The sequence below is a fragment of the Nocardioides sp. genome, assembly GCF_031422975.1.
Lineage (GTDB): Bacteria > Actinomycetota > Actinomycetes > Propionibacteriales > Nocardioidaceae > Nocardioides.
Window position 1 is genome coordinate 1 of the sequence record NZ_JANPEO010000627.1, and the last position, 6505, is coordinate 6505.

A 6505-nucleotide genomic window follows, 5' to 3' on the forward strand; every position below is an offset into this window, starting at 1 on the left:
CGAGGCGCTGGACACCACCGAGGACTGGGACTTCCTCATGCGCGCGGCCGGTCTGCTGGGCGTCGCCTGCAGTCCGGTCGAGACGAGCCTGTATCGCTGGTGGGTCGAGGGGGAGAGTTCGCGCACCGAGCACCCCGAGGAGGACTGGGCGGCCAACCACGCCGTCGTACAAGCCCGCCTCGATGAGCGCATCCTGTTGCTCCCACGTGGCTCTGTGCGCCGCCTCCTGGAGCTGGTCGGGCAGCCGGCGGCACGCATCCGCGAGCTGGAGCTACAGCTCTCGGAGAGTCAGACCGCGCTGGCCGAGGAGATGACCGCCCACTTCCGTGTCCTGGAGACATTGACCGCGGAGCGCGAGACGCTCGCCAAGAAGCAGGCGACGATCCAGCGGCTCCGCCGCAGGCTCAAGGAGTCGTAGCCTCGGCAACACGCGACGGGATCGTCAGCCACGACAACACCCCGCCGAGCGCGAGGAGCGCGGAGCAGGCCAGGATCGCCGTCGGGTACGCCGCATCGAGCGCAGCAGGATCGGCGTACTCGCTCCCCGACAGCCCGACGGCGGTCGGCAGGGCCGCGACGGCCATCAGGGAGCCGGCGCGGGCGATCGCATTGTTGATCCCACTGGCGATGCCGGCCTTGTCGCCGGGGGCCGCCGCGAGCACCGTGGCCGTGAGGGGCGCGACCATCAGCACGAGGCCGAGGCCGAAGACGGTGAGCCCGGGGAAGACCTCGAGCCAGTAGTTCACGTCCTCGTCGACCCCCAGCACCAGCAGGAGGCCCACCGCCATCACGAGCGGACCGACGGTCATCGGGATCCGCGGCCCGATCCGGCTGCCGAGCTCGCCGCCCTTCGCCGCCAGGAGCAGCATCGAGATCGTGATCGGCAGCGTCGCCACACCGGCCTCGAGGGCCTGGTAGCCGCCGACGGTCTGCAGTTGCAGCACCAGGAAGAAGGACATGGCGCCGAGCGCGGCGTAGACCAGGAAGGTCATCGCGTTGGACGCGCTGAACGTCCGGTCGCGGTAGAGGCCGAGCGGCATCATCGGCTGCGGCTCCAGGCGCTCCAGGACCAGGAACGCCACCGCCGCGATCACGCCCGCTGCCCCCGCCCAGAGCGCGCCGACACCGCGCCCGTCGATCAGGGCGTAGGTGATGCCGCCGAGCGCCAGCGACGCGAGCGCGGCACCCATGACGTCGAAGTGTCCGCTCGCCGTCGGGTCGCGGGTCTCCGGCACCCAGCGCCGGGCGATCAGCACCGTCGCGACCGCGAGAGGAAGGTTGATCAGGAAGATCCAGCGCCACGATGCGTTGTCGATGAGCACGCCACCGACGAAGGGACCGATCGCGGCGGCCACCCCACCCAGGCCGGACCACGCGCCGATGGCCCGGCCCCGGTCGTCGGCAGCGAAGGCGCCCTGGATCATCGCCAGGCTGCCCGGTGTCAGCAGGGCGCCGCCGACGCCCTGGAGGAGCCGGGCCACGATCAGCGTCTCCGCATTCGGCGCGAGCCCGCACAACAGGCTGGCCGACGCGAACCAGACCGTGCCGAGGATGAACACCTTCCGGCGGCCGAGCCGGTCCCCCAGCGAGCCGCCGAGCAGGATCAGCGAGGCCAGCGAGACGAGGTAGCCGTTGTTGATCCACTGGAGCTGGGCGAGCGAGGCGTCGAGGTCCTCACCGATCGTGCGGAGCGCGACGTTGACCACGCTGCCGTCGAGCCAGGTCATCCCGGAGCCGAGCACGGCAGCCGCGATGACGGCCCGGCCACTCGTCGTTCCCATCCGCAGGGCCACGGGCTGTGAAGGCGTCACAGGGTCGAGAATAGAATGATGCCGCGATCCGCCGATCCGCTCAGCCCGCGAGCACGCGCCGGGCGATGAAGGCGAGATCGGCGGCCGTGGTCGCGGGCGAACCGCTCGGCTGCATGACGTGGCTGAGCACCACCCGCACCACCATGTCGATCGCGCCGTCCAGCTCGCCCGGCGTCAGCCGCAGCTGGTAGGCCGCGACCCGCTCGGTCACCACCGCCTTGGCGACCTCGAGCAGCGTCGAGGAGTGCGTGGTCAGCAGCGGCAGCAGCTCGGTGTCGGCTCCGTGGGTGGCCGACACGACCGCGTGCAGCAGCGGGTTGCCTCGTGCGTGCTCGAGGACGGAACGGGTCGCCGCCTCGATCGCACCCACGAGGTCCCCGGTGTGGTCGTCGAACGCGGTGGTGACCACCGCGAGGAACCGGTCGAGCTCGGCCAGGATCATCGCCTCGGCGAGCGCCTTCTTGGTGCCGATCTCGTTGTAGACGGTCTGTCGGCTGACCCCGACGGTCTCCGCGAGGCGAGCCATCGTGACGTGCGCCCAGCCTTCCTCGGTGGTCATCACGACGGCAGCGGCCACCATCCGCTCCCGCAGCGTTCCCCGCTCGAGGGCCGCCTCGAGTCCCCCGTGGGCAGTCATGAACAGGATTCTAGGGACAGCACCCGAGCGCCCGACGGGAGAGTCAGGACCTGGGCGTGAGCGAGAGTGCCTGCACCGGGCACGAGGCGACCGCGGCCACGACGTGCAAGCGGTGCTCCTCGGCGGGGTGCGGGTCGAGCACGTGCATGACCTCGTCGTCGTCCACCTCGAAGAAGGCGTGCGCCATCGACTCGCACATCCCGATGCCCTCGCACAGGTCCCGGTCCACGTGGATCCGCATCAGGCCACCGCCTTGCTGGGGTCGAAGGGGACGAAGTCGGCCTTGTCACGGACCCCGCAGTCGGGGCAGCACCAGTCGGCCGGAATGTCGGCCCAGGCGGTGCCGGCGGCAAAGCCCTCGTGCTCGTCGCCGGCGGCGACCTCGTAGACGTAGGCGCAGCCCGGGCACCGGGCGGCCAGCACCTCGACGACCAGCAGCCCGGGCGTGACGTCCTCGCCGAGCGGCTGCTCGGCGGACGGCAGGCCCGCGGCGTACCGCGCGAGATAGTGCTCGCGCTTGCGGGGGCTGATGTTGGCCAGGCTGACGTCGCCCTGGAAGTGGTTCACGACGCGGGGGTCCATCACGCGACGCCAGACGGCCGGCACGATCGCCAGCACGATCATCCCGGCATAGCCGGTCGGCAGCACCGGCGACTCCTCGAAGTCCCGCAGCGCCTGGTAGCGGCGGGTCGGGTTGGCGTGGTGGTCGCTGTGACGCTGCAGGTGGTAGAGCAGCACGTTGGTGGCGATGTTGTTGGAGTTCCAGCTGTGGCTCGGCAGGACCCGCTCATAGCGCTGCCGCTCGCCGACACCGACCTTGCGCCGCAGCATGCCGTAGTGCTCCATGTAGTTGACCACTTCGAGGAGCGAGAGGCCCACGACCGCCTGGAGGACGAGGTAGGGCGCGATGCCGATGCCGAGCCAGGCGATCATCGCGCCCCAGAGCGCGGCGGTCATCAGCCACGCGTTGAGCACGTCGTTGCCGAGCCGGAAGGGGTGCTGCGACTTGCGGGCGTAGCGGCGCTTCTCCAGCCGCCACGCAGACCTGAGGGAGCCGATGACGGTGCGCGGCCAGAACTGGTAGAAGTTCTCCCCCAGCCGGCTGCTCGCCGGGTCCTCCGGGGTGGCGACGCGGACGTGGTGCCCGCGGTTGTGCTCGATGTAGAAGTGGCCGTAGGCCACCTGGGCCAGCGCGATCTTGGAGAGCCAGCGCTCTCCTGCCTCCCTCTTGTGGCCGAGCTCGTGGGCGGTGTTGATGCCGATGCCACCGATGACGCCGATCGTCAGGCTCAGACCCACCTTGTCCAGGCCCGACAGGCCGCCGAGCACGTCGGGGTGGGCCAGCAGGTAGAAGGCACCGATGAAGCCGGCGTACTGGATCGGCAGGAACAGGTAGGTGATCCAGCGGTAGTACCGGTCGTTCTCCAGCGCCTCGATCACGTCGTCCGGCGGGTTGGACCGATCGAGCCCGACGAGGAGGTCGATCGCGGGCACGACGCCGAGGACCACGATCGGACCGATCCAGAACCAGACTCCCCAGCCGGTGAGCTCGTTGAGCCCGACGCTGGCGAAGGCCAGGCTCGGCACGACCAGGCCGATCAGCCACAGGTAGCGCTTCTTGTCCCGCCACGCGTCGGTCGATCCCGCCGGTACGGTGCCGCTCATCGAGTCGCTGAGGCTCATGGATTGACCTTCCTGCCGTGAACTGGGTTTACAAAACCGTAGATGATGTAAACCTCTTTGACAAGGAGTCGGCCGATGTCAAACGGGTCGCGCGTCCGCAGACGCCGCTCGCGGACCGCTCCGTGCGCTCACCAGACCACCTGGGCGCTGTCGCGCCAGTCGTCCCATCCCCCGCCCGGCGACGCCTCGTCGCTGCGGTTCCACAGGGTCAGGTAGAGGGCGAGCGCCGTCCCGGTGAGCTCGACGTCGGCCTCCGGCACCCCACCGACGAAGCGCGTCGTCACCGGGGGCCGGGCGGTGAGCTCCACCAGCCAGCCCCCCTCACCCTCGTCGGGACGTACGGCGATGCGCCGGCCCTCGTCCGACCGCAGCCGCGACACCGGCCGGGGCAGGAAGCCGGTCAGCAGCTCGTCGATCCCGTCGAGGGCGAGCTCGTCCCCGATCCAGGGCGCGTCGGCGGCGACCGGATATCGCCCCAGGCTCGCGGCGAGGGCATCGACCGCGTGGATCGTCGTCTCGTGGCACTGCCGCCGGGCCCAGAAGCGTCGGGGCGGCGGAGCATCGGCCAGGAACACCAGCACGTCGAGATCCTCGGGCGCCGCACTGATCGCGGTCACCACCTCGATGGCACCGTCTCGCAGCCACTCCAGCGGATCGGTTGATTCGTGGCCCTCGTGCTCCCACCGGTCGGGGGTCTGCTCGGAGCCGGTCACCACCGCGGCCGCCCACCGGTGCACCATCCCCTGGTGGGCCACGAGCCGCCGAAGCGTCCAGTCGGGCGTCGTCGGCACCGGCGCCCGCAGGCCGGCACGATCGGCGTAGCGGACCATCGCCACCATCGCCGCGCGCAGGCCCTCGAGGTGCGCGGCGAGATCGAGCGTGGTGGTCATGGGCCAACGGTGGCAGAGGCCAGGAACATCGTCGCCCCATTTGTCGCTCCCCGATGGCTCCCCCGGGGAGCCACGTGCGCCAAAGTCGGGCAAAGTATGCCCATGAGCACTGGACACCCCATCGGCATCGACTTCGGCGGCACCGGCATCAAGGCGGCAGCCGTCGATCTGCGGGCGGGGAACTTCGCGAGTGATCGAGAGAAGATCAAGACGCCGAGGCCGGCCACTCCCGCAGCAGTGGCAGAGGTCTTCGCCGAGCTGGTGGGACGGTTCCACATCTCCGACTCGCCCATCGGAGTGACGGTGCCCGGCGTCGTCCGCCACGGGGTCGTGCACTCGGCCGCCAACATCGACCCGACGTGGATCGGCGCCGACGCCGACGCGATCTTCAGCGCGGCGCTCAGCCGCGAGGTGCACATCGTCAACGACGCCGACGCCGCGGGGCTGGCCGAGGTGGAGTTCGGCGCCGCGAAGGGCCAGCGCGGCCTGATCATCGTGACCACGCTCGGCACCGGGATCGGCTCGGCGCTGATCCACGACGGTGTCCTGGTGCCCAACTCCGAGCTCGGCCACCTCGAGATCGGCGGCCACGACGCCGAGTCCCGGGCGGCCAACTCGGTCCGCGAGGCCGAGCAGCTGTCCTGGCAGGCCTGGGCCGAGCGGCTCACCACCTACTACCGCGCGGTCGAGAGGCTGTTCGCGCCCGACCTGTTCGTCGTGGGCGGTGGCGTGAGCAAGCAGAGCGACGAGTTCTTGCCGCTGCTCGACATCGAGACACCGATCGTGCCGGCGCAGCTGCGCAACCGGGCCGGGATCATCGGCGCCGCGCTCGTCGCGTCACGCCAGGGCTGAGCGCCTAGCGCCAAGGGTGGGTCAACCGGACCCGCAGGGACGAGCGGGCGCGCTGCCTGGGGATCGCCACCGGCGGCGCCTCCCACCACTCCATCTCCGGGTAGCCGGCCCTGTTCAGGCCTTCGCGGTAGACGAAGTGGCTCCCGCACGAGCAGACCCAGCGGCTGCCGTCCGGGAACTTCGCATCGTGAGCAGGCGCATCGACCTGCTCGAGGCATATGTGGATCCGTCTGGTTGCCATCGACCTCTCCCCGATCCCTCACCGCGCCGATCCGCGCTGGCCGGCGCTGGGCATCGACGCTAGGCACTCGACGCACGGCGAGGGTGAGGCAGCCGAGGAAGATCGCCACTTCCGGGGACGACGGCGGGGTTGTCAGGCGTCGCCGGGGTCCGGGTCGGTGACCTGGCGGAAGGCGCCCGTCGCCATATGCAGGTAGCGCTCAACCACCGCTCGCTCGCTCTCGTCGAAGGACTCGTCGAGCGTGCGCAGGGCCCGGAACATCGGCAGCAACCGCTGCAGCACCTCCTCACGTCCCGAGGCCGTGACCAGGACCTGGGTCCGTCGGCGATCCTGATCGTGGGGGGCGCGGGTGACGTGCCCGTGCCTGGCCAGGCGATCGACGATGCCAGTC

Annotated in this window: 9 protein-coding genes; 2 read left to right on the plus strand and 7 right to left on the minus strand. The window is 70.5% G+C overall.

Translation table 11 applies throughout. The features are described from left to right. Positions 1–418 (plus strand): hypothetical protein (locus RMO85_RS18645; RefSeq protein ID WP_310530218.1); only part of this gene is annotated, 418 nt, incomplete at its 5' end. Here the strand turns inward: RMO85_RS18645 and RMO85_RS18650 are convergent. From RMO85_RS18650 to RMO85_RS18670, 5 genes are all read right to left on the minus strand, one after another. Beyond that, complete coding sequence (locus RMO85_RS18650; protein WP_310530219.1) at positions 405–1811, minus strand: MFS transporter; 1407 nt, start codon at positions 1809–1811, stop codon at positions 405–407. The two genes, RMO85_RS18645 and RMO85_RS18650, sit on opposite strands and share 14 nt — an antisense overlap. A gap of 40 nt (positions 1812–1851) precedes the next feature. Next, on the minus strand, positions 1852–2448 hold the full coding sequence (locus RMO85_RS18655) for a TetR family transcriptional regulator (RefSeq protein ID WP_310530220.1): 597 nt from the start codon (positions 2446–2448) through the stop codon (positions 1852–1854). A 43-nt stretch (positions 2449–2491) separates the two neighbouring features. Beyond that, the gene (locus RMO85_RS18660; RefSeq protein WP_310530221.1) at positions 2492–2689 is read right to left on the minus strand and encodes a ferredoxin; all 198 of its coding nucleotides are present in this window, start codon (positions 2687–2689) and stop codon (positions 2492–2494) included. Next, on the minus strand, positions 2689–4131 hold the full coding sequence (locus RMO85_RS18665; protein ID WP_310530222.1) for a fatty acid desaturase: 1443 nt from the start codon (positions 4129–4131) through the stop codon (positions 2689–2691). The genes RMO85_RS18660 and RMO85_RS18665 overlap by 1 nt, the downstream gene beginning before the upstream one ends. A gap of 128 nt (positions 4132–4259) precedes the next feature. Further along, a complete protein-coding gene (locus tag RMO85_RS18670) occupies positions 4260–5021 on the minus strand; it encodes a maleylpyruvate isomerase N-terminal domain-containing protein (RefSeq protein ID WP_310530223.1) in 762 nt (253 codons plus the stop codon). Positions 5022–5123: 102 nt separating this feature from the next. Here RMO85_RS18670 and ppgK point away from each other — a divergent pair, with 102 nt between their 5' ends. Then, the gene (gene ppgK / locus RMO85_RS18675; RefSeq protein WP_310530224.1) at positions 5124–5873 is read left to right on the plus strand and encodes a polyphosphate--glucose phosphotransferase; all 750 of its coding nucleotides are present in this window, start codon (positions 5124–5126) and stop codon (positions 5871–5873) included. A 4-nt stretch (positions 5874–5877) separates the two neighbouring features. On the opposite strand, the gene RMO85_RS18680 is transcribed toward ppgK, so the two are convergent. Both RMO85_RS18680 and RMO85_RS18685 read right to left on the minus strand, forming a co-directional pair. After that, the gene (locus RMO85_RS18680) at positions 5878–6114 is read right to left on the minus strand and encodes a hypothetical protein (protein ID WP_310530225.1); all 237 of its coding nucleotides are present in this window, start codon (positions 6112–6114) and stop codon (positions 5878–5880) included. Between the two features lie 132 nt (positions 6115–6246). After that, positions 6247–6505, minus strand: a 259-nt coding sequence (locus RMO85_RS18685; protein ID WP_397204330.1) for a MarR family winged helix-turn-helix transcriptional regulator, incomplete at its 5' end; no start/stop codon positions are given.